Annotated in this window: 17 protein-coding genes, 1 tRNA gene, 2 rRNA genes and 1 riboswitch (1 of these 21 only partly in view); of the genes, 4 read left to right on the top strand and 16 right to left on the bottom strand. The window is 62.5% G+C overall.

The annotated features are described in order from the left end of the window. Positions 1–71 precede the first annotated feature (71 nt). Together ACPW74_RS00945 and ACPW74_RS00940 are read left to right on the top strand one after the other, a co-directional pair. Positions 72–1,268, top strand: a complete 1,197-nt coding sequence (locus tag ACPW74_RS00945; protein WP_102949194.1) for an aromatic amino acid transaminase — start codon at positions 72–74, stop codon at positions 1,266–1,268. Positions 1,269–1,326: 58 nt separating this feature from the next. Then, positions 1,327–2,256, top strand: coding sequence for a LysR family transcriptional regulator (locus ACPW74_RS00940; RefSeq protein ID WP_279981146.1), 930 nt, complete (start codon positions 1,327–1,329; stop codon positions 2,254–2,256). Between the two features lie 19 nt (positions 2,257–2,275). Here the strand turns inward: ACPW74_RS00940 and ACPW74_RS00935 are convergent, their stop codons facing one another. From ACPW74_RS00935 to ACPW74_RS00905, 7 genes are all read right to left on the bottom strand, one after another. Next, positions 2,276–2,599, bottom strand: a complete 324-nt coding sequence (locus ACPW74_RS00935) for a DUF1820 family protein (protein ID WP_010672837.1) — start codon at positions 2,597–2,599, stop codon at positions 2,276–2,278. A 117-nt stretch (positions 2,600–2,716) separates the two neighbouring features. After that, positions 2,717–3,598 (bottom strand): YjjW family glycine radical enzyme activase, encoded by an 882-nt coding sequence (locus ACPW74_RS00930; RefSeq protein WP_425858517.1) that lies wholly within the window; start codon positions 3,596–3,598, stop codon positions 2,717–2,719. Positions 3,599–3,608: 10 nt separating this feature from the next. Next, positions 3,609–5,135, bottom strand: coding sequence for a YjjI family glycine radical enzyme (locus ACPW74_RS00925; RefSeq protein WP_425858516.1), 1,527 nt, complete (start codon positions 5,133–5,135; stop codon positions 3,609–3,611). A gap of 122 nt (positions 5,136–5,257) precedes the next feature. Beyond that, positions 5,258–5,593: an AzlD domain-containing protein gene (locus ACPW74_RS00920; RefSeq protein WP_049635961.1), complete on the bottom strand. Its 336-nt coding sequence runs from the start codon at positions 5,591–5,593 to the stop codon at positions 5,258–5,260. Positions 5,594–5,595: 2 nt separating this feature from the next. Next, positions 5,596–6,309, bottom strand: a complete 714-nt coding sequence (locus ACPW74_RS00915; RefSeq protein WP_039039458.1) for an AzlC family ABC transporter permease — start codon at positions 6,307–6,309, stop codon at positions 5,596–5,598. Positions 6,310–6,430: 121 nt separating this feature from the next. Further along, positions 6,431–6,907 carry a L,D-transpeptidase family protein gene (locus tag ACPW74_RS00910; RefSeq protein WP_029313677.1) on the bottom strand — a complete coding sequence of 159 codons (477 nt, stop codon included), beginning with the start codon at positions 6,905–6,907 and terminating at the stop codon, positions 6,431–6,433. A gap of 402 nt (positions 6,908–7,309) precedes the next feature. Further along, positions 7,310–9,160, bottom strand: coding sequence for a M3 family metallopeptidase (locus ACPW74_RS00905; RefSeq protein WP_279981143.1), 1,851 nt, complete (start codon positions 9,158–9,160; stop codon positions 7,310–7,312). Between the two features lie 295 nt (positions 9,161–9,455). Here ACPW74_RS00905 and ACPW74_RS00900 point away from each other — a divergent pair, with 295 nt between their 5' ends. Both ACPW74_RS00900 and gbpA read left to right on the top strand, forming a co-directional pair. Beyond that, positions 9,456–11,135: a methyl-accepting chemotaxis protein gene (locus ACPW74_RS00900; protein WP_279981142.1), complete on the top strand. Its 1,680-nt coding sequence runs from the start codon at positions 9,456–9,458 to the stop codon at positions 11,133–11,135. Positions 11,136–11,364: 229 nt separating this feature from the next. Beyond that, positions 11,365–11,450: riboswitch (cyclic di-GMP riboswitch) on the top strand. A 60-nt stretch (positions 11,451–11,510) separates the two neighbouring features. Further along, positions 11,511–12,932: an N-acetylglucosamine-binding protein GbpA gene (gbpA, locus tag ACPW74_RS00895; RefSeq protein WP_128273634.1), complete on the top strand. Its 1,422-nt coding sequence runs from the start codon at positions 11,511–11,513 to the stop codon at positions 12,930–12,932. Between the two features lie 111 nt (positions 12,933–13,043). Here gbpA and cbl read toward each other — a convergent pair whose 3' ends face one another. The 9 genes from cbl to ACPW74_RS00850 form a co-directional block, all read right to left on the bottom strand. Next, a complete protein-coding gene (cbl, locus tag ACPW74_RS00890) occupies positions 13,044–13,991 on the bottom strand; it encodes an HTH-type transcriptional regulator Cbl (RefSeq protein WP_279981141.1) in 948 nt (315 codons plus the stop codon). A 116-nt stretch (positions 13,992–14,107) separates the two neighbouring features. Further along, positions 14,108–15,175 (bottom strand): sulfate/molybdate ABC transporter ATP-binding protein, encoded by a 1,068-nt coding sequence (locus ACPW74_RS00885; protein ID WP_010672827.1) that lies wholly within the window; start codon positions 15,173–15,175, stop codon positions 14,108–14,110. A 31-nt stretch (positions 15,176–15,206) separates the two neighbouring features. Further along, on the bottom strand, positions 15,207–16,100 hold the full coding sequence (gene cysW / locus ACPW74_RS00880) for a sulfate ABC transporter permease subunit CysW (RefSeq protein ID WP_279981140.1): 894 nt from the start codon (positions 16,098–16,100) through the stop codon (positions 15,207–15,209). Continuing rightward, positions 16,097–16,936 carry a sulfate ABC transporter permease subunit CysT gene (gene cysT, locus ACPW74_RS00875; RefSeq protein ID WP_042864430.1) on the bottom strand — a complete coding sequence of 280 codons (840 nt, stop codon included), beginning with the start codon at positions 16,934–16,936 and terminating at the stop codon, positions 16,097–16,099. Before cysT ends, cysW begins: the two co-directional genes overlap by 4 nt. A gap of 269 nt (positions 16,937–17,205) precedes the next feature. Further along, entirely contained in the window at positions 17,206–17,781 is a 576-nt protein-coding gene (locus ACPW74_RS00870; protein ID WP_039039453.1) for an RBBP9/YdeN family alpha/beta hydrolase, read from the bottom strand. A 39-nt stretch (positions 17,782–17,820) separates the two neighbouring features. Beyond that, positions 17,821–18,822 (bottom strand): sulfate ABC transporter substrate-binding protein, encoded by a 1,002-nt coding sequence (locus ACPW74_RS00865; RefSeq protein WP_041210984.1) that lies wholly within the window; start codon positions 18,820–18,822, stop codon positions 17,821–17,823. 405 nt (positions 18,823–19,227) lie between these two features. Next, positions 19,228–19,304 (bottom strand) — tRNA-Asp (locus tag ACPW74_RS00860). Positions 19,305–19,402: 98 nt separating this feature from the next. Then, a 5S ribosomal RNA gene (rrf, locus tag ACPW74_RS00855) occupies positions 19,403–19,517 on the bottom strand. Positions 19,518–19,601: 84 nt separating this feature from the next. Beyond that, positions 19,602–21,095, bottom strand: a 23S ribosomal RNA gene (locus ACPW74_RS00850); it runs 1,395 nt beyond the window's last position.

Genomic DNA, 21,095 nt, shown 5'->3' with positions numbered 1-21,095 from the left:
TCTGGATTGCGCCATCATATCGGCCCGGCTGATGGCCGGCCGAATTGGACAGTCAACTTCAAGGACCCCCCATGTTTGAACACGTCGATGCCTATGCTGGCGACCCCATACTGACGCTAGTCGAGACCTTCCATAAAGATACCCGCGAGCAGAAGGTGAACCTGGGGATTGGCCTCTATTACGACGAGCAGGGCCGCATTCCGCTGCTGCCGTCGGTGCAGCAGGCCGAAGCGCAGCGCGCCGCCGCCCCGGCCCCGCGCCCCTACCAGCCGATGGAAGGCGCCGCCAACTACCGCACTGCGGTGCAGCACCTGCTGTTTGGCGCCGAGCACGAAGCGGTCAAGGCGGGTCGCATCGCCACCATCCAGACCATCGGCGGCTCCGGCGCGCTGAAGATCGGTGCCGATCTGCTCAAGCGCTACTTCCCGACCTCCGAGGTGTGGGTCAGCAATCCCACCTGGGACAACCACAAGGCGATGTTCGAGGGGGCCGGCATCAAGGTGCACGACTACCCCTATTACGATGCGGCCACCGGCGGCGTGCAGTTCGACGCCATGATCGACTGCCTGAGCAGCCTGCCTGCGAAAAGCATCGTGCTGCTGCACCCCTGCTGCCACAACCCGACCGGGGTGGATCTCTCCCGTGCCCAGTGGGACCAGGTGATCGCCCTGGTGGTCGAGAAGAACCTGATCCCCTTCATGGACATCGCCTATCAGGGCTTCGGTGACGGGCTGGAAGAGGATGCCTATGCCATCCGCGCCATGGTGGCCGCCGGTGTCAGCTTCTTCGTCAGCAACTCCTTCTCCAAGAACCTCTCCTTCTACGGCGAGCGCTGCGGCGGCCTGTCGGTCATCTGCCAGGATGCCGAAGAGGCGAGCCGGGTGCTGGGCCAGATGAAGGCCACCGTGCGCCGCAACTACTCCAGCCCCCCCACCCACGGCGGCCAGATCACCGCGGCGGTGATGAGCCAGCCCGAACTGCACGCCATGTGGGTCGGTGAGGTGACCGAGATGCGCACCCGCATCAAGGCCATGCGCCAGAAGCTGTTCGAGGTGCTGAGTGCCAAGGTGCCGGGCCGCGACTTCAGTTACTTCATCAACCAGCGCGGCATGTTCAGCTACACCGGCTTCACGCCGGAGCAGGTGGACCGCCTTCGGGAAGAGTTCGCCGTCTACCTGGTGCGCTCCGGTCGCATGTGCGTGGCGGGCCTCAACAGCCGCAACGTCGACTACGTGGCCGACGCCATGGCCGCCGTGCTCAAGGGCTAAGCCCGCAAGCCCCGCTCAGGCGGGGCTTTTCATTTGTCCCCTTGCCCGTGGAACCGTGATGGATCTCATTGCCCTCTCCCGCCTCGGCGGTCGCCACCTGGTGACCCTGCATCTGCTGCTCGACACCCGCAGTGTCACCCGCAGCGCCGAGCGCCTCTGCACCACCCCCTCCACTGTCAGCAAGACCCTCAACCAGTTGCGCGAACTGCTGGGGGATCAACTGCTCTACCGCCAGGGCAATCAGTTGCTGCTGACCCCGTTTGCCGAACGCCTCGGCCCGACTCTGCGCCGCCTGCTGGGGGAGCTCAACGGCCTCACCAGCCAGGAAGGATTTGCCCCTGCCAACTGGCAGGGGGAGCTGAACCTGGCGATGCGGGAGAGCAGCATGATCTGGCCCATGGGGGCCGTACTGGGTCAGTTGATGCAGGAGGTGCCGGGGCTGATGCCCGTCGTGCGTAACAAGGACGAGCAGGGACTGGCTGCTCTGGCGGCGGGCAAGCTCGACTTCGTGATCCTGCCCCACGATCAGAGCCAGCCCGGGGTCAATCAGCCCGGCCTCGTCTGGGAAACCTTGCGGGAGGACGAGCTGGTCTGCCTGATGCGCGCGGATCATCCGGCGTTGACGCGCCCCTGGGATCTCGATGCCTACCTGAGCTGGCGCCACATCGCCATTCGCGATCAGGAGCTGGCCGATCCCTTCTTCGAGCAGAGTCTGGCCCAGCGCCAGGTACGGCGCAGACTGGGGGCCACCCTGCCGGATTTTGGCAGCGCCGCCGCCCTGCTGCGCCAGAGCGATCTCATTCTCACGGCCGTGAAGGGCTGGGCTACCCGGGCTTGTACCCAGGGGCTGGTGAGCCGCCCCGTTCCCTTCGATTACGGCGCCGTGACCCACAGCCTGGTGTGGTATGGCCCCCTGGGGGAAGATCCCGCCCTGTGCTGGTTCCGTCAGCGCATCCTGCAACTGGCCCGGGAGCTGGGCGCCCCATAATGATGCCTGGCGGCAGGACTCAGGGCTTCTTGGTATAGATGGGGCCTGGGAAAGAGGTGACGTTGTTGCCCAGTTCGGTGATGCGGGCGGCCCCCTGCTTGCGCACCTGATCGACCCGCAGCACGTGGTGCATGGGAATAAGGGTGCGGGTGACGTCGGCAAATTCGCTCTTCAGCTTCTCGTGGCTGGGGTCGACGATGAGCGCCGTGTGGTTGTCCCACACGAAGTGGGCGATCTCGATGAACCCGAACAGCTGGCCCTGATTCACCTCTCTTACATAGACTTCGTAACGCTCGCTGTGACAAATGAACTGCACTCGATAAAGGGCGTTGGATTCACTCATGGGTATCTGTTGGTGATGGACGGTTTGCCCATTCTAGCCGTCCCCTCGGACAGCCCCTATAGACAGAGTTCACAGTTGCGTCATATCGGGTCTCAGCATCCCTACGTGCCGCAGAGCTCAGATCGCAGGCAGCATCACCGACCCAAACCCCTTGGCCTTCAATGCGTTGGCCAGCACTGTCAGATCAGCCGACCCGGCTTCTGGCCATGACAGCGCCTCTCCTCGCACCCCATGGTGGCGAAAACCGTTGAGGCGGATGGGCACGGGCCCCAGTGCCTGCAAGAAGGCGGCGAGCCCGCCATCCAGCGTGCCAGTGGCATCGAGATAATCGCTCTGCCCCGGCACCTGCAGCAGGCGCACCTCCGCCAGCTTGCCCGCCCGCGCCAGCAGTTGCAGCGACGCCAGCACCCGCTCGCGGCCCCGCCCGGTCAGGGCCAGATGCACAGACTCGCGCCACCCCTTGAGGTCTATCATGGCGCCGTCCAGTACCGGCAACAGCCGCTGCCAACCCGTTTCCCCCAGGGATCCGTTGCTGTCGAGCAGGCAGGTGAGACGGGCCAGATCCGGCGCAGCCTTGATGGCCGTGAACAGGGCGATCACGAAGGGCAACTGGGTGGTCGCCTCCCCGCCGGAGACGGTGACGCCGGTGAGCAGCGGGCCATAGCGGCGCAGCAGGGCCAGCACCTCGGCCACCGACATCTGGCGCGTCTTGGGGTTGGCACTGCGCGGGCAGGCCTCCAGACAGGCGTCGCAATCGGTGCAGAGCGCCTCCTGCCAATGAACCTTGCCCTCGCTCATGGCGAGGGCGCCACTCGGGCAGACCGCAAGGCAGTCGCCGCAATCGTCGCACAGCCTGATAGTGTGGGGATTGTGGCAGCCGGGGCAGCGGAAGTTGCAGCCCTGCAAAAACAGCACCAGCCGGTTGCCCGGCCCGCCTACGCAGGAGAAGGGCAGCACCCTGCTCACCAGGGCGCTGCGCGTCAGCAGAGCTTCATCCATCGGACCTGGCTCAGTACTGACTGATGGTCGACTCATTGGCGACCACTCGTGGCGTCCGCTGGCGGATCCCGGTCAGCTCGCTTGCCTCGGCGCCGAGGCAGGTGGTCTGCAGCCGCGAGCCTTCTGCCGCGAAGCAGGCCACATCGCGCTTGCGGATCATGTAGCCGGTCACCCGCACCAGATCGCTGTCGGCCACGTTGGCACTGAATTCGCGCATACCGAGGGCGAAGGCCTCCTTGCAGAGCTGCAGCAGTGCCTGCGGATTCTGGCGGATGGTGAGATCCAGGGTCAGGATCTCGCTGATCCCCGAGTGGTAGTAGCCGTGGTGCGGCGCCAGCGCCAGCACATGGCTGGCCGGATCCGGCTCCTGCCCGTAGGGAATCCGCACCCCCGGGGTCACCGCCACATCGATGCTGAGGCCGCCCTGTGAGTGCAGCAGAGCGTGCCCACCCCAGGCATGGGCCTGCGGCGTCGTAGTGACATATTCCGAAAGCTGGGCCGAGATGCGATAGCCAAGCTGATTTGCCTCTTCGTCGTGACCGTAGCGGCCCGGCAGATTCTCTTTATCCATCAAGATGTTGACCGCTTCCGCCATGCCGTAGATGCCGAACATGGGGACGAAGCGATCCTCATCCAGCAGCCCCTCCTTGACCAGGAAGCTGTCGAAGAAACCGGACTCCTCGTGCAGGAAGGCGGCGCGCACCGCGATCAGCTGGGATGTGAGACGGCAGTAGTGGGGCAGCAGACTGCCGAGGAAATCATCGATCCCCTGTGCCTGCTCGGCGACTCGCTTGAGGGAGATGCGCACCAGGGTGTTGGCGCCACCGGCCTGCGGCAGGGCGTTGTAGCAGCTGACGATGCCAAACCCACGCTGGTCGAAGGTATCGCGATGGATCGGGTAGTTGGCGATATGCGGCTTGCTGCACTCGGCGATATTCTTCACCGCCAGCAGCAGCAGATCGTCGGGAGTCTGCTCCGGATCGTGAAAGAAGGTGAGGTTGGGGGCCACCTGCTTGAGCTCGTTGTCGATGCGCAGGATCAGCCGGCAGATCCGGTTGTCTTCGGGGCCGATGTTGACGTGCATGAAGGCATCCGGCAGCACCCGGTCCAGATAGATCCAGAAGGCCTTCAGCTTGCGATGGAGCGTTTCATCATCCAGCTCACCGACGAAGGGCAGCAGCAGGTGATCGAGGCGCCCCAGCCAGACCGGCATGCCGGTGACGGAGGGCACGTGATGGTAGAGGATGCGCAGGGCATCGAGGGCCTCGTCGAAGTCCAGGGGTGGCGCCAGCTCCAGCCAGGCCGAGCCCTGGCGCAGAAACCGCTCGTAATCCGGCAGCACATAGCGCGGTTTGTGGGGAGCGTGTCCCTCGAACATGTCGCACAGCACCCCTTGTGCCATGGCATCCTGCACGGCGGCAGGCAACTCGGGGTAAGGCAACGCGTTTTCGGCGGCGAGCGCCAGGACGTGGCTCTTCTGGGCCGGTGACAGCAGGGGGTCGCGCACGATGCGCTGGCAGGTTTCGGTGAAGGACATGGTTCACTCCGTGGCGGGTGGAACCAAAATCCTCACACTTGAGAGGCCTTTTTTGAAGTGACATTCCCAACAGGGCGGATATCCCATCAAGACATCCGACATGCAGGATCACGGCACATCCTTCACCAGGGCCAGAACAGGGCCACGCCCCCCAGCCAGCGCAGCAGGAAGAAGCCCCCCATGCCGACGACCACCACCACCAGGGTAGGCAGGCGCAGCAGGGTCAACACCGTCACCAGCAGGGTGGCGGCCAGGTAGTCCGGATCCCAGTCCAGCCCGCGGCCGGGCTCATAGCTGAAGACGATGGGCAGCCAGATGGCGGTCAGCACCGACTGGGCCGAGAAGCTGAGGAAAGCCCCCATTTCGGCCCCCGGCTGATAGCGGGTCAACCGCGAGAAGAAGGCAAAACGGTTGAAGAAAGTGATCAGAGCCAGCAGCCCTATCATCAGCCAGCCCATGATCACCTCCTCATCCGGTGCAGCACATAGCCCACCACCATGCCGGCCAGGGCCGAGACGATGATATGGATCTCCGCCAGCAGCGGCTTGGTGACGAGCGCCGTCCCGCCGCTCACCAGGGTGGCCGCCACCATGGGCAGGTTCTTCATGGCGGGGAGCGTCATGGCGATAAAGGTGGCGGCGATGGCAAAATCCAGCCCCATCTTGTCCAGCCCGTCAATGTACTGGCCGGCGGCGATGCCGAGCAGGGTCGCCAGGTTCCAGAACAGATAGAAGACAAAGCCCGCGATGAGCGCATAGGCGGGATTGAAGGCGCCGCTGCGCTCCCTCTCTTTCAGCGCCACCGCAAACATCTCGTCGGTCAGGAAGAAGGCGAGACTGGCCCGCCAGCGCAGGGAGAGCGGCAGCACGTCTCGCCGGAAGGTGAAGCCATAGAGCAGATGCTGGGAGGTGATCACCATGGTGGAGCCCATGATGGGCAGCAGCGGCGTCCCCGCCCCGAACAAGGTGGTGGCCGAGAGCTGGGCCGCCCCCGCATAGACCAGCAGCGACATCAGCTGTGCCTGGAGCGGGCTCATACCCGCCTGAAGCGCCAGGGCGCCGCACAGTATCCCCCAGGGGATGACGGAAATGGAGAGCGGGAGCATATCCAGGGTGGCGCGCCACCAGAGTGCCCCCGTGCGCTCGGGCGCAGGGAGGCGGGTTTCCGACATCATGGGATCATCCTTGTCACAGCCAATGCGAACCGGGAAAACTAGCACGGCGCAGGAGACAGTGTCACGCCATGGTCTGCAACAAATGCAACGCCCGCATGAGAGCGGGCGTTGGCAGGCGGGATCAGGGCTCGATGATGATGGGAGTGCCTGGCTCGATGGCGTTCCAGATCTCGTCCATCTCGTGGTTCAGCACCGCGATGCAGCCATTGGTCCAGTTGGACGGCTGCACCCTGCGATCCCCCAGGCTGTTGCGCTGGCCGTGGATCATGATCATGCCGCCCGGGTTCACACCCAGCTCGTTGGCGCGCTTGATGTCATCCAGATTCGGGTAGTTGATGTGAATGGCCTTGTAGAAACCGGAGTTGCTCTTCTTGTAGTCCAGGGTATAGCGACCTTCCGGGGTACGCTGATCCCCCTCACGCTGCTTGTGTCCCTTGGGAGCCGGGCCCAGGGCAATCCAGTAGCGCTTCACTTCCTTGCCATCCTTCATCAGGGTCAGGCTGTAACTCGACTTCTTCACCACCACCATATCGGCGGACAGAGTGGCAAAACTCAACGCGGGCCACAGCCCCAGCAAACACAGCAATACGGCTCTCACTATCCATCCCTCTGCGAGCCTTCTGGGCTCTCTTGTTAGCAAATCATCTGAATGCCGCCACCCTCTGGTGGCGAGCGAGCGCCATGATATGGGATCGCCGTGAATACTCAATATATCGGGAGAAACATATCTGTGGCCAGCAGGGGGGAAATGGCCGTCAACCCGCCATGCAGACACCCTGCCAAGGGTAGGGCGTCGCCTATTGCCCGCAACCGGGCGCCTCAGCGCTGATCGTCAAGGCCTAGAAGATGGCGCAGGGAGAAAAACCAGCGGGCAGCGCCGCCGCCAGTGACACTTGAGCCTGTCCACCAGCCAATCCCCGGCTGGCACCATGGGATCAGGCCATCTCAACCCACAAAAAAGAGCCCCTGATGGGGCTCTTTTGACAGTGCGACACAGGGCTCAGGCCAGGGTCACTGGTTCGGCGGTCTCAAGGCGCCGGATCCAGGCCTCGAAGTCTGCCAGCATGCGCGCCTCGGACTCGCTGTTGTCGGCGATGAGCTCGGCCCCGTGTACCACCCGGATATGGGCGTCGAGGGGCGTTCCCTCCCCTGCCGGTGGGCGCTGCCGCGCGGCCGCCATGCATGCTTGCGCCTGTTGCCACGCCTCGGCGGCACTCCGGTTGCACGCCTCTGCCAGCGGCACCGCACTGAACCCCTCGCCGGTGAGGCTCTGCAGCGTCTCGTCATGGGTCATGCCGTTGCCCGGTCCCCAGTAGTGGGCGGCCAGATCCGGCCCGATCCGCGGGTTGTCGGTGAGGTAGCCGTCGCGTTTGAGGAAGTAGGCACGGGTCTGCTCCACCGCCATCAGCGCCAGCAGATAGCCGTGATAGGCGCAGGCCGACTCCTGGTTCAGAAGGTGTGGGATGGCCAGCAGAGGGCGCGGGCTCTCCACCCCCAGGATCTTGCGCTCCCACTTGCGGGCCAGGGCCAGCACGGCGGCCGGGGTGCGCTCGCTCTCTGCCATGGCGTAGAGATCCCGCTCGAAGTAGGCCACCAGCGCGATCTGGCGCTCGGTGAAGGCGCGAAATGGCTGGCGCGCTTCAATCATGTCCTGGATAAGCGCATCGGGGATCGCCTCCCCCGCGTCATTCCTGGCATAGCGCTTGAGCCAGTCCGCGTCGTCCAGCAGGCTGTCGCAGAACATGGACTGGGTCTCGGCATAGGCCATGGAGGTGGGCGGAAACTCCTGGGAGAAGCAGGGGGCGTTGCCGGTGACGTTGGCAAAGTGCGCCGCGTGGCCGCCCTCATGGAACAAGGTGTTGAGCCCGCTCCAGCCGCTGCCCACCTGGGCCGGATTGGCCAGGCTGGTGAAATTGACCACCGCAGGCACCCACTCCCCTTCCTGCCAGAAGCTCGGCACCGGGCCGTGACAGAAGCCGTTTTCGTATTTTCCCTCCCGGGTCAGCAGATCCAGGGTGAGGGTGGCACCGCGATACTGGATGCCGAGCCGGCGGAAGCTCTCGACCCAATCCTTCAGCGCCCGGGAGAAGGGCACGTAAGGGTCGAGCTGGCGGGTCACGTCGCCACTCACGCTGTAGCGCAGGTTGTGGGGCAGCAGGGCTGCTTCCCCCTTGGCCGCTTTCAGCTCCGCCAGACTCTGGTGCAAGCGGGCATCGGTACGGGCGATGAAGTCGTCGAGAATGGCAAACAGCTGCTCCGGGCTCATCTGCTCGTTCTTGTGCACCTTGTAATCGAAGTAGTCGCGATAGCCCATGGCACGGGCGAAGCGGTTGCGCAGCGCGACGATGGCCAGATAGCCGTTGTCGACCACCCACTGCTCCAGGGTGTGGAACATGGCGAGCGCGCTCTGGCGCACCGGCTCGTCGCGACTTGCGGCCAGCGCTGTGCTGGCGGCGGGCAGACTGCCGGGCACCTGGCGGCCCTGCTCGTCCAGCAAGGTCAGCTTCAACCCCTTGCGACGGGCGAAGAGATCCGCCTCGGCGGCCACCAGCTCGTCCATCAGGGCGGAGGCACCGGGATCTTCGATGACGTTGCACTCGAAGAAGGCGATCCAGCCCCCCAGGCCGCGCCTGAGATCCGCCTCTTCGGCCTGGGCATGCATCTCCCGCAGCACGGGCAGGCGGGCAGGATCGGCACAGAACGCCTTGTAGGCCTGTTCGGCCGCGGTGAAGCCTGCCTGATCGTCGCTGGTGCCCATGTAGGTGGACCAGAACAGGTCCTCCTTGCGTCTGTGCACCTGCAGGTAATCGGCATTGAGCTGGTTGAGATAATTCCTGGCAATGGAACTCATAACTTCCCTCTTGTTATGGGGCAACCACGGGGGCGCCCACTCCTTTTTGGTGAAATGCCAACCCATTCACACTTCTTGCAAATGGAGTAGACAAATTGTGCGCCGGGATGCGCGCCATCACGCTATCAAAAGCGAGGGTTTCTGTCTGCTGGCTATACTGGTTGTCAAACGGCTCAATTGGCAGTTTTTCATCGCAACCCATTGAAAGTTAATGACATGTTAAAAATAACAACAATCAGATCCGGCCGACAGTTCGGCCACAATCAGACCCGCATGGGAAAGTAAGGATAAGACTATGTTCAAGCTCGGTGATATTGCCGTGAGTCGCAAACTGATGCTGCTGCTCTCACTGGCCCTGGTCGGCTTCATCGCACTGCTGCTCATCTCGGCCAGTGCCCTGCACCGCAATCTGATGAGTGAACGGGAAGCCAGGCTGCAGGCGGTGCTGGATCTGGCCATGAGCCGGATCCAGGTCCTGGCCGCCACCCTCCCCCCGGAGCAGGCCAAGGCACAGGCCAAGGCCATGCTCGACAGCATGCGCTTTGACGGGGACAACTACCTGTTCGTGCTGGATGAAGATCGTCGGGTGGTGGTGCATCCTGCCAAACCCGAGCTGGTCGGCCAGCAGATGGGCAACAACCCTGCCGAGTCCCACTGGCAGCACATGGTGGATCTCGGCAAGGGCGGCCACCAGGGCAGGCTGGAGTATCAGTGGGTCTCCCCGTCCGGCGAGGCGGCCCAGAAGATGTCGCTGGTGACGGGCTACCAGCCCTGGGGCTGGATCCTGGGCTCCGGTGTGTTGTTGCAGGACATTGAGGCCACCATGTGGTCGCAATATGAGTGGATGGGTGGCGCCACCTTGCTGGTGATCCTGTTGATGGGGCTGCTGGGACTCGCCATCAGCCGCTCCATCGTCAATCCCCTGGCCGAGATCAACAAGGCCATGGCCCGGGTCGCGGCCGGCGATCTGGTGGTCAGCATCCCGGTGCTGGGCAGGGATGAGCTCGGCGCCGTCGCCAGCTCCACCAACCAGGGGCTGGATGCCATCCGCCGCGCCCTGCTGGAGGCGAGCCAGGGGGCCCGCAACGTGGCGGATGCCGCCCTGCGCATCGCCGCCTCCGCCGAACAGACCAACCAGGCGGTCAACAGTCAGCGGGATCAGCTCGCCCAGCTCGCCACCGCCATGAACGAGATGAGCGCCACCATCGCCGACGTGGCGGGTCACGCCGAGAATACGGCCCGCGACACCCAGGATGCCACCAGCGAGGCCGGGCTCGGCAACCAGGATGTCCATGCCAGCGTGCACGGCATCCAGGCGCTGGCCACCGAGGTGGATCAGGCCACCTCGCAGGTCAACCAGCTCAAGGAGGGAGTGATGCAGATAAGCGAGGTGACGGCGGTCATCAGCGCCATCTCGGAGCAGACCAACCTGCTGGCCCTCAACGCCGCCATCGAGGCGGCCCGGGCCGGCGAGCAGGGTCGTGGCTTCGCCGTGGTGGCCGACGAGGTGCGCCAGCTGGCCAGTCGCACCCGCCACTCCACCGAGGAGATCCAGGGTACCATCACCCAGTTGCAGCAACGGGCTGTCACCGCCGCCAACGCCATGGACGCCAGCCGCAAGCTGGCGGAGAGCAGCGTCAACCAGTCCGAGAAGGCGGGGCAGGATCTCTCCCTCATCGTCAATCACATCCAGCACGTGAGTGACATGGCGACCCAGATCGCCACGGCGGCGGAGCAGCAGAGCATGGTGGCGGAAGACATGAACCGCAACGTCAGCGGCATCAACGACTCGGCACTAGAGATGTCCCAGGCGGCCTCCCAGTTGGCCCAGGAGAGCGAACTGCTGGCCGGTCTCTCCCGAAGCCTCGACGAGCGACTGGCGGTGTTCAAGCTGGACAACGCCCAAGCCCAGGACAGGATGATGCGACCGACCCAGGCGTCCTCTTCCCGAGCAGGCATGCAACCCCGCCACTGAGTGGCCCCGTGAGCCCCTGCCAGGCTTGCAGGGGCTCCTTACCTGTCATGGCCACTGGAGCCTCTCCCGGGCCACCCTCTCGCACTGAACCAGCGCGCAGATCCCGATGGAGTGATCTGCCGCTGATGCGCTGCTCCGATGAGATGGCACTGTCAATTTTTACACTTAATTTTTTAACAAAATATAGTCATGATGAGTGGTCGCCACAGGCGGCACCATGATCCTTTCTGTAGTCATTTGGCAAACTGGTTGAAAGGCCAGGACGCAAAGCCTCCGGTCTAAAGACAAGCTGTCCAGGATAGCGGGGTTGCAGCACCGTGTTTCGGGGAACTCCCCTGCCAACGTGACTGCCCACATCACCGAACAGAGGAATGTATGGCAGCAAATATCCGACTCACCCATCTCGCGGCAGCGCTGGCGCTGCTGGCCAGTGGCGGCGTGCTCGCTCACGGCTACATCAGCCAGCCCGAAGGGCGCAACTACCTGTGCAAGACAGGGGGCAACAGCCAGTGTGGCGCCATCCAGTGGGAACCCCAGAGCCTGGAAGCCCCCTCCGGCTTCCCCGATGGCGGCCCCGCCGACGGCCAGATAGCCTCGGCCGGTCACCCCCAATTCGGCGAGCTCAACACCCAGACCCTCGATCGCTGGACCAAACGTGAGGTGCAGGCCGGTCCCTTCGCCATCAGCTGGACCTTCACTGCCAACCACGTGACCCGCAACTGGCGCTACTACCTCACCAAGCAGGACTGGAACCCGAACCAGCCCCTCACCCGGGATGCGTTCGATCTCAATCCCTTCTGCGTCATCGAGGGCAACATGGTGCAGCCCCCCAAACAGGTGACCCATCAGTGCACCCTGCCCGCACGTACCGGTTATCAGGTCATTCTCGGGGTGTGGGAGGTAGGGGATACCGCCAACAGCTTCTACAACCTGATCGACGCCCGGTTCAAGGATGGCACCCAGCCCCCGCTGACCTGGAGCCAGGGAGGGACCATCTATCCCTCCATCGACCTGGTGGCGGGTGACAAAGCCAGAACCCGGGTGTTCGATGCCAATGGCGAGCGCACCGATCTCCAGACCGAGCTGACCATCGCCAGCGCCGGGCAGGGCCAGAAGAACAACTGGGCCCACGCCCTGGCGAGCAAGATCAACGCCGAGCAGAGCCAGATCCGTGCGGGCCAGCAAGGCACGGACGGCCAGTTCAACCCCGTCTATGGCCAGAACCCGGTCTACCTCAAGGCTGGCAGCAACCTGCAACGGGTCGAGATCCAGCTTGAGCAACAGCAGCCCCCGGTGGAGAACGGGATCAGCGTGAGCGGTCTGGCGAGCGACTACACGCTCGACAACGGCAAGCTCACCCTGACTTTCACCGTCACGGCCCAGGGGGATCTCGCCATCACCAACACCCTCTATGACCACGGCGGTGTCGCCAGGGGACAGAGCAGTGCCGACATCAAGGACGGCAGCCAGAGTTTCTCCATGGCGCTGACCGGCTTGAGTGCAGGCCACCATCAGCTGGTGATCGAGGGCAAACCCAAGGCCGGTGGTGACGCGGTGCAGCAGACCCTGGACCTCATGTTCAAGGATCCGGCAAGCGGGGGCGATTACCAGTTCACCTTCCCGGACGGCCTCAAGTCCTACACCGCCGGAACCCGGGTGCTGCAGCCGAAGAACGGCAAGGTCTATCAGTGCAAACCCTTCCCCTACAGCGGCTGGTGCAGCCAGTGGGCGAGCACGGCCACCCAGTATGAACCGGGCGTAGGCTCCCACTGGCAGGAGGCCTGGACAGCGCAGTGATGGGACGTCTCCGACCTGGCGAGAACCCGCTCGGCGTTTCCCGTGCCAGATCAGGTCAACATCAAACAAACGGGGAGCCCATGGCTCCCCGTTTTTCATCCACCCCTCGGTTCAAATCTGGTAATCGAGCAGGGGCTCGTTGCTCATGGCACGGGCCTGGATCTCCGCCAGCGCCAGCTCGGGGTTGCAGAGCTGGATGAACTGCCAGGCAAAGTTGTGCTGGAACTGCCCCTGCTTGAGGCCGATCCAGGCGGTGTGCGGCGCAAACAACCGACTGCCGTCCAGTTGCACCAGTCCCTTGTCCCGCTGGGAATCGAACGCCATGTCCGCCAGTATGCCCACCCCCATCTCCAACTCGACATAGGTCTTGATGACGTCGGAGTCCTGGGCGGTCAGCAGGATCTGCGGCACTATGCCCGCCTCGGCAAAGGCATCATCCACCCGTGCCCGACCGGTGAGGCCGGCCTGATAGGTGACGATGGGCCAGTAGGCCAGAGCGGCCAGGGTCAGCTCCCGCTCGGCGGTGAGGGGGTGCTGCTCCGGCACGACGATATTGTGGTGCCAGCGGTAGTAGGGAAAGGCCACCACCCCTTCGCTCTTGTCGAGCTGCTCGCTGCTGATGCCGATGTCCACCTCACCGGTCTGCACCAGCCGCACTATCTCCTCCGGGCTCCCCTGACGCAGCTCCAGCTGTACCAGGGGAAATTGCTCCCGAAACGCCTTCACTACCCTCGGCAGGGCATAACGGGCCTGGGTATGAGTGGTCGCGATGAGCAGCCGGCCCGAGTCGCGATTGGCAAAGGTGCTCGCCAGTTTGCGGATGTTGTCGGCATCCCCCAGGATACGCTCGGCGATCACCAGCAACTCCTTGCCCGGCTCGGTCATGCCGAGCAGGCGCTTGCCATAGCGAATGAAGAGGGCGAGCCCCAGCTCCTCCTCCAACTCGCGAATGTGGCGGCTGACCCCGGACTGGGAAGTAAAGAGGGCATTGGCCACGTCGGTCAGGTTGTAATCCCGCCGTGCCGCCTCCCGAATGATTCGCAATTGCTGAAAGTTCACCTCATCGCCTCCTGCGCTGAGTGGCGGTGGCTCGTGCCACCGTCCTCTTGTTATGGATTGCCGGGATCATAGCCCGGCAGCAAGCCTGAAAGAGGGCCGCACCTCGCGGCTTGCCCTCAGATCTGGTAGTCGGGATAGAGCTGTGCCTGCCTGGCCACCAGACGCACCCCCTGGCCGGGGGCAAAGGCCCGGGCGGCCTCCTTGCTCAGTTCGGCCTCGTAGTGGGCGCCTCCCGTCTCCCCATCGCCACGCAGTTCCACCCGGATGCGCGGCCCCATGGGCAGCAGGCGGGTAATGGTGGCGCGAATGCCACCGGGGGCATCCGAGGGCAGGATCTCCAGCTCGTGGGGGCGCACATAGGCGATGGCCGCACTCCCTTCTGCCAGATGGGAGGGGATGGGGCCACCCAGTTGCTGTTCACCGATGCCGAGCCCCTGCCCGGCCACCCTGCCACGAAACAGGTTCACGCTGCCAAGGAAGCTGTGCACGAAGGCACTGGCGGGCTGATCATACACTTCGGCAGGGGTGCCAATCTGCTCTACCTTGCCGGCGTTCATCAGCACCACCCGATCCGCCACCTCCAGGGCCTCTTCCTGATCGTGGGTCACGAACAGACTGGTGACATGCAGCTCGTCGTGAAGCTCACGTAGCCAGCGGCGCAGCTCCTTGCGCACCTGGGCATCGAGGGCGCCGAAAGGCTCGTCCAGCAGCAGCACCTTGGGCTGCACCGCCAGGGCCCGGGCCAGGGCGACCCGCTGGCGCTGACCACCGGAGAGCTGGGTTGGGTAGCGTGCCGCGACGTGGCTGAGCTGCACCAGATCCAGCAGCTCCTTGACCCGGGTGCGGATGGCCGCCTCGTCCGGGCGTTCGCTGCGCGGCTTGACCCTCAGGCCAAAGGCCACGTTCTCGAATACCGTCATGTGGCGAAACAGGGCGTAGTGCTGGAACACGAAGCCAACGTTGCGCTCGCGCACATGGAGATCCGAGGCATCCTCGCCGCGGATGATGACGCTGCCACTGTCCGCCTGCTCCAGCCCGGCGATGATCCGCAGCAAGGTGGTCTTGCCGCAGCCGGAGGGGCCGAGCAGGGCGACCAGCTCACCGTCGTGAAAATCGAGGTTGATGTCGGCCAGCGCCGCGTACTGATTGAAATGCTTGTTGAGCCCTTGAACCTGAATGCTCATGAATGCCTCTCCTATAACCGTTAATTCGGGATCAATGGGACTGGGTCGGTTGGCCGCGCAGCCTGGCCAGCAGGGTCTCACCCAGCAGGGTGAAGATCCCGAACAGCGCCAGCAGGCTGGCCACCGCGAAGGCGGCACCGGTCTGGTACTCGTTGTAAAGGATCTCGATGTGCAGCGGCAGCGTGTTGGTCTGGCCGCGAATGTGGCCGGAAACCACGGAGACAGCGCCAAACTCCCCCACCGCCCGGGCGGTACAGAGCAGCAGGCCATACATCAGGCTCCAGCGGATGCCGGGCAGGGTCACCCGCCAGAACATCTGCAACCCGCTCGCCCCCAGCATGATGGCGGCCTCCTCTTCCTCCGGGCCCCGCGCCTCCATCTGGGGCAGCAGCTCGCGTACCACGAAGGGCACAGTGATGAAGGTGGTCGCCAGGATGATCCCCGGGGTAGCGAAAATGATCTTGATGTCGTGCTCGCTGAGCCACTCGCCGAACCAGCCGCGACTGCCGAACAGCAGCACGAACATCAAGCCCGCGATGACCGGCGAGACCGAGAACGGCAGATCGATGAGGGTGATAAGCAGTTGCCGGCCAGGGAAGCGGAACCGGGCGATGGCCCAGGCAGAGGCCAGCCCGAACAGCAAGTTCAGGGGCACCGAGCAGAGCGTCACCAGGGCGGTCAGCCCCAGGGCGCTCAGGGCATCCGGCTCGCTGATGGCGTGCCAGAAGAAGGCCAGACCCGGGCTCAGCGCCTGGATGAAGACGGTGGCCAGCGGCAACAGCAGCAAGGCGGCAAACCAGCCCAGACCGACGGTGACCAGCAGCCATTTGACCCAGACCGGTTCATGGGTCACCGGGGGATGACGCGCCGGGGTGGCCGGAGCGGACTCCTGGGCCTGATCGAGATGTGCAGTAGAGGCGTTCATATACGGCTTCCTCCGATGCGAGCCCAGCTCCAGGCTTGCAACTTGTTGATGAGCAACAGCAGCACAAAGGAAATGAGCAGCATGACGGACGCAATGGCCGATGCACCGGCGTAGTCATACTCCTCCAGGTGACTCATGATCATCAGGGGGGCAATCTCGGACACCATGGGGAGGTTGCCGGCAATGAAGATGACAGAGCCGTACTCCCCCACGCCGCGAGCAAACGCCAGGGCAAAACCGGTGAGCAGCGCAGGTACCAGGGTCGGCCACAGTACCCGGATGAAGGTCTGCCAGCGGTTGGCACCCAGGCTCGCGGCCGCCTCCTCTTGCTCGCTCTCCGCTTCCCGCAGCACCGGCTGCAGGGTACGCACCACAAAGGGCAGCCCGATAAAGGTCAGGGCAATGACCACCCCTATGGGGTTGTAGGCAAGCTCGATGCCCAGCGGAGCGACCCATTGGCCAATCCAGCCGTTGGGGGCAAAGATGGCGCACAGGGCGATGCCGGAGACGGCAGTCGGCATGGCAAAGGGCAGGTCGATCAGCGCATCCACCAGTCTGCGGCCGGGGAAGGTATAGCGCACCAGTACCCAGGCCAGTATCAGACCGAACAGACTGTTGAGCAGGGCGGCAATGAAGGCGGCGCCAAAGCTCAGGCGAAAGGAGGCTAGCACCCGGGGGGAGCCGATCACCTGCCAAAACTCGGCGGCACTCAGGTTGTTGACCGCAAACAGCACCAGTGCCGAGAGCGGCAGCAGCACCAGTATGCCCAGATAGAGCAGACTGAAGCCCAGCGTTGGCCCCAGGCCTGGCAGGACGGAATAAGAACTGAATCGCATAACACATCCGTTTGTTATAAATACTTTGGATGTGACGATTTTGCTCACGGCGGCCAGGGACAACAAACACCAATAATGCCTTTGCTAAGCACTTTTTTATCTAACAATGGTGGAACAAGGCTTTTAGAGCGATAAGCATAAAAAAAGGTCTTTTATATAAATAAAAGACCTAAAAGACGGAGCGGTAAAACCGGGAACATGCAAAGTCAGTCACGCTGGCCAAGTTGCCAGCCCGTCTGGAAATCGTGCCGAGACAATCCGAGGGTCCCTCATCTAAAACTGAGTGCGGCCTGCTTGCCCCACTCGGCAGGAGCAGGCTCCACCACCATTTCGGCACGGCGGTATAGGGTGCCGAGCAAAGCGAGCCCCTGGTGCCACTCCCCATGGCCGGACTGGGCATTGATATGGCCCACCTCCCCCGCATCGAACAAGGGCACCTGCCACTGCCGGCTCCAGAACTCTGCCCGCTCGAAACTCATCCAGGGGTCATTGCGGCTGGCGATCAACTGGGCAGAGACCTTGATGGACCCCGCCAACACCTCATCCGGGATACCGAAACGGGCAGGATCGGCAGGGGCAACGATGAAGATGGAAGAAACCTTGTCTGGTTGCAGTCTGGCGGCAGCGATGGCCGTCAGAGCGCCGAAGGAGTGGGCGACCAGGTGGACCCGGCTGCGCCGGCTCCTGAGCTTGCTCGCCAGCTTGGCGCTCCAGACCGTGAGATCCGGCTTGTCCCAGGGCAGACCCATCATTCTCTGCCACTGGGGAAATTGCTGGTGCCAGCGGCTCTGCCAGTGATCCGGCCCACTGTTGTGCAGACCGGGAACCAGAAGGATCTTGTTCATCGTGGTACTCCTATCTGTTGTCACAGGGGCCTGCGTCTCTTAGCGGCCCGGTTGGTAAATCTGGTCAAACGATCCGCCCTGGGCGAAGTGCTTCTTCTGTGCCTTTTCCCAATCTCCTTCCAGATCCTTGACAGTGAAGAGCGTCAGGTTGGGGAACTGGGCCGCTGTCTCCTTCAGGATCGCCGGATTGCTCGGACGATAGTGGTATTTGGCGATGATGCGCTGCCCTTCGTCAGAGTAGAGATACTCGAGGTAAGCCTTGGAGACGGCCTCGGTACCATGCTTCTTGGCTACCTTGTCCACCACGGCTACCGGCGGCTCGGCCAGGATGGAGACCGAGGGCACCACCAGTTCGAACTTGTCGCTGGTGCCCGGCTGATTGAGCACCAGCAACGCTTCATTTTCCCAGGCCAGCAACACATCCCCGAGCCCGCGTTCGATGAAGCTGGTGGTGGCGCCACGTGCCCCGGAGTCCAGCACCTTCACATTCTTGAACAGATCGCTGACAAACTGTTTGGCGCCCTCTTCAGTGCCGCTTTTCTTCAGGGCATAGCCCCAGGCAGCCAGATAATTCCAGCGCGCACCGCCGGAGGTCTTGGGGTTGGGGGTGATGATGGCGACATCCTTGCGCACCAGGTCGCCCCAATCCTTGATCTGCTTGGGATTCCCCTTGCGCACCAGGAAGACGATGGTGGAGGTATAGGGAGAGGCATTGTTGGCCAAACGCCCTTCCCAGTCGCTGGCGGTGAGACCTGCCTTGGCCACCGCATCCACGTCATAGGCCAGCGCCAGGGAGACCACATCAGCCTCCAGTCCGTCCACCACGGCACGAGCCTGTTTGCCTGAGCCACCGTGTGACTGGCTCACCACCACATCGTCGCCGGTTTTGGCCTTCCACTCCTTGGCAAAGGCACTGTTGTACTCCTGGAACAGCTCCCGCGTCGGGTCATAGGAGACATTCAGCAGGCGCACCTCGGCGGCCTGGACCTGACCGAGAGCCAGCAGGGAGAGAACGGTGAGAGCGGTCATTCGCAGTTTCATGGTGATACTCCATATCGTTGGGTTGAGTACAGCATGCCCGCTTATGCATATTCCATGAAGAAAGAAAAAGCGCTTTGCTTATCTCTTATCCGCATATGAGCTCCCGATGGTCCTCTGGCACTCTCGGCCAGAGCGTATTCGCGTGCTTGCGATGCTCATCTCCAGACACGACAAAGCCCGGTCGATTGGCCGGGTTGGGAAAAGATGGAGGAACAAAGGCAAACCAGAGCGAAGGGTAAGCCTTGGGTAAAGGGACAATGCCAGACACGCAATCACCACAGGGGGGAAGAGGCGGGTTGTCCGTGACAAGTGGCAGACCCGTCGGTTGCCTCTTGTTCCCTGAGCTCTTATCCAGACGCCAGAAAACAAAAAGGCCTTCCCGTCAGGGAAGGCCTTTCAATTTAGTGGCGGAGCGGACGGGACTCGAACCCGCGACCCCCGGCGTGACAGGCCGGTATTCTAACCGACTGAACTACCGCTCCGCATTCGGTTAGCTTTCGCTAAATCTTTTGCTGCTTGTTTGTGAGGTGTCATCCTCGCAGCCAGTCATGTGATTCTTCACATCACCGTTTAATTGGGTGCCTGGCAGTGTCCTACTCTCGCATGGCGAATGCCACACTACCATCGGCGCTACAGCGTTTCACTTCTGAGTTCGGCATGGGGTCAGGTGGTTCCACTGCGCTATTGCCGCCAGGCAAAAATCTTCAATCTGAAAAAGCTGATTTAGTTATTCGTTCTCGGTATCTGCTACAAGTCTCTGAACACTTCTTGGGTGTTGTATGGTTAAGCCTCACGGGTAATTAGTATGGGTTAGCTCAACGTATCGCTACGCTTACACACCCCACCTATCAACGTTGTGGTCTCCAACGGCCCTTTAGGACCCTCAAGGGGTCAGGGATGACTCATCTCAGGGCTCGCTTCCCGCTTAGATGCTTTCAGCGGTTATCGATTCCGAACTTAGCTACCGGGCAGTGCCACTGGCGTGACAACCCGAACACCAGAGGTTCGTTCACTCCGGTCCTCTCGTACTAGGAGCAACTCCCTTCAATCATCCAACGCCCACGGCAGATAGGGACCGAACTGTCTCACGACGTTCTGAACCCAGCTCGCGTACCACTTTAAATGGCGAACAGCCATACCCTTGGGACCGACTTCAGCCCCAGGATGTGATGAGCCGACATCGAGGTGCCAAACACCGCCGTCGATATGAACTCTTGGGCGGTATCAGCCTGTTATCCCCGGAGTACCTTTTATCCGTTGAGCGATGGCCCTTCCATTCAGAACCACCGGATCACTATGACCTACTTTCGTACCTGCTCGACCTGTCCGTCTCGCAGTTAAGCTGGCTTATGCCATTGCACTAACCTCCTGATGTCCGACCAGGATTAGCCAACCTTCGTGCTCCTCCGTTACTCTTTGGGAGGAGACCGCCCCAGTCAAACTACCCACCAGGCACTGTCCGCGGCCCAGATTCATGGGCCTGCGTTAGAACATCAAACATACAAGGGTGGTATTTCAAGGACGGCTCCAGCGCAACTGGCGTCACGCCTTCAAAGCCTCCCACCTATCCTACACATGTAGGTTCAATGTTCAGTGCCAAGCTGTAGTAAAGGTTCACGGGGTCTTTCCGTCTAGCCGCGGGTACACCGCATCTTCACGGCGAATTCGATTTCACTGAGTCTCGGGTGGAGACAGCATGGCCATGGTTACACCATTCGTGCAGGTCGGAACTTACCCGACAAGGAATTTCGCTACCTTAGGACCGTTATAGTTACGGCCGCCGTTTACCGGGGCTTCGATCAAGAGCTTCGCTTGCGCTAACCCCATCAATTAACCTTCCGGCACCGGGCAGGTGTCACACCCTATACGTCCACTTTCGTGTTTGCAGAGTGCTGTGTTTTTGATAAACAGTCCCAGCCATCTGGTCACTGCGACTCCCGACAGCTCCATCCGCAAGGGACTTCACCATCAAGAGCGAACCTTCTCCCGAAGTTACGGTTCTATTTTGCCTAGTTCCTTCACCCGAGTTCTCTCAAGCGCCTTGGTATTCTCTACCCGACCACCTGTGTCGGTTTGGGGTACGATGACTTGTAATCTGAAGCTTAGAGGCTTTTCCTGGAAGCAGGGCATCAATGGCTTCCGCACCGTGGTGCGTTCGTCTCGTGTCTCAGTGTTGTGTCTCCGGATTTGCCTAGAAACACCACCTACGCACTTTCACCAGGACAACCGTCGCCTGGCCCACCTAGCCTTCTCCGTCCCCCCATCGCAATTAC

This window comes from Aeromonas sp. INTO2 (assembly GCF_049860605.1).
GTDB lineage: Bacteria > Pseudomonadota > Gammaproteobacteria > Enterobacterales > Aeromonadaceae > Aeromonas > Aeromonas caviae.
This window is presented reverse-complemented; position numbering and strand designations above follow the sequence as displayed.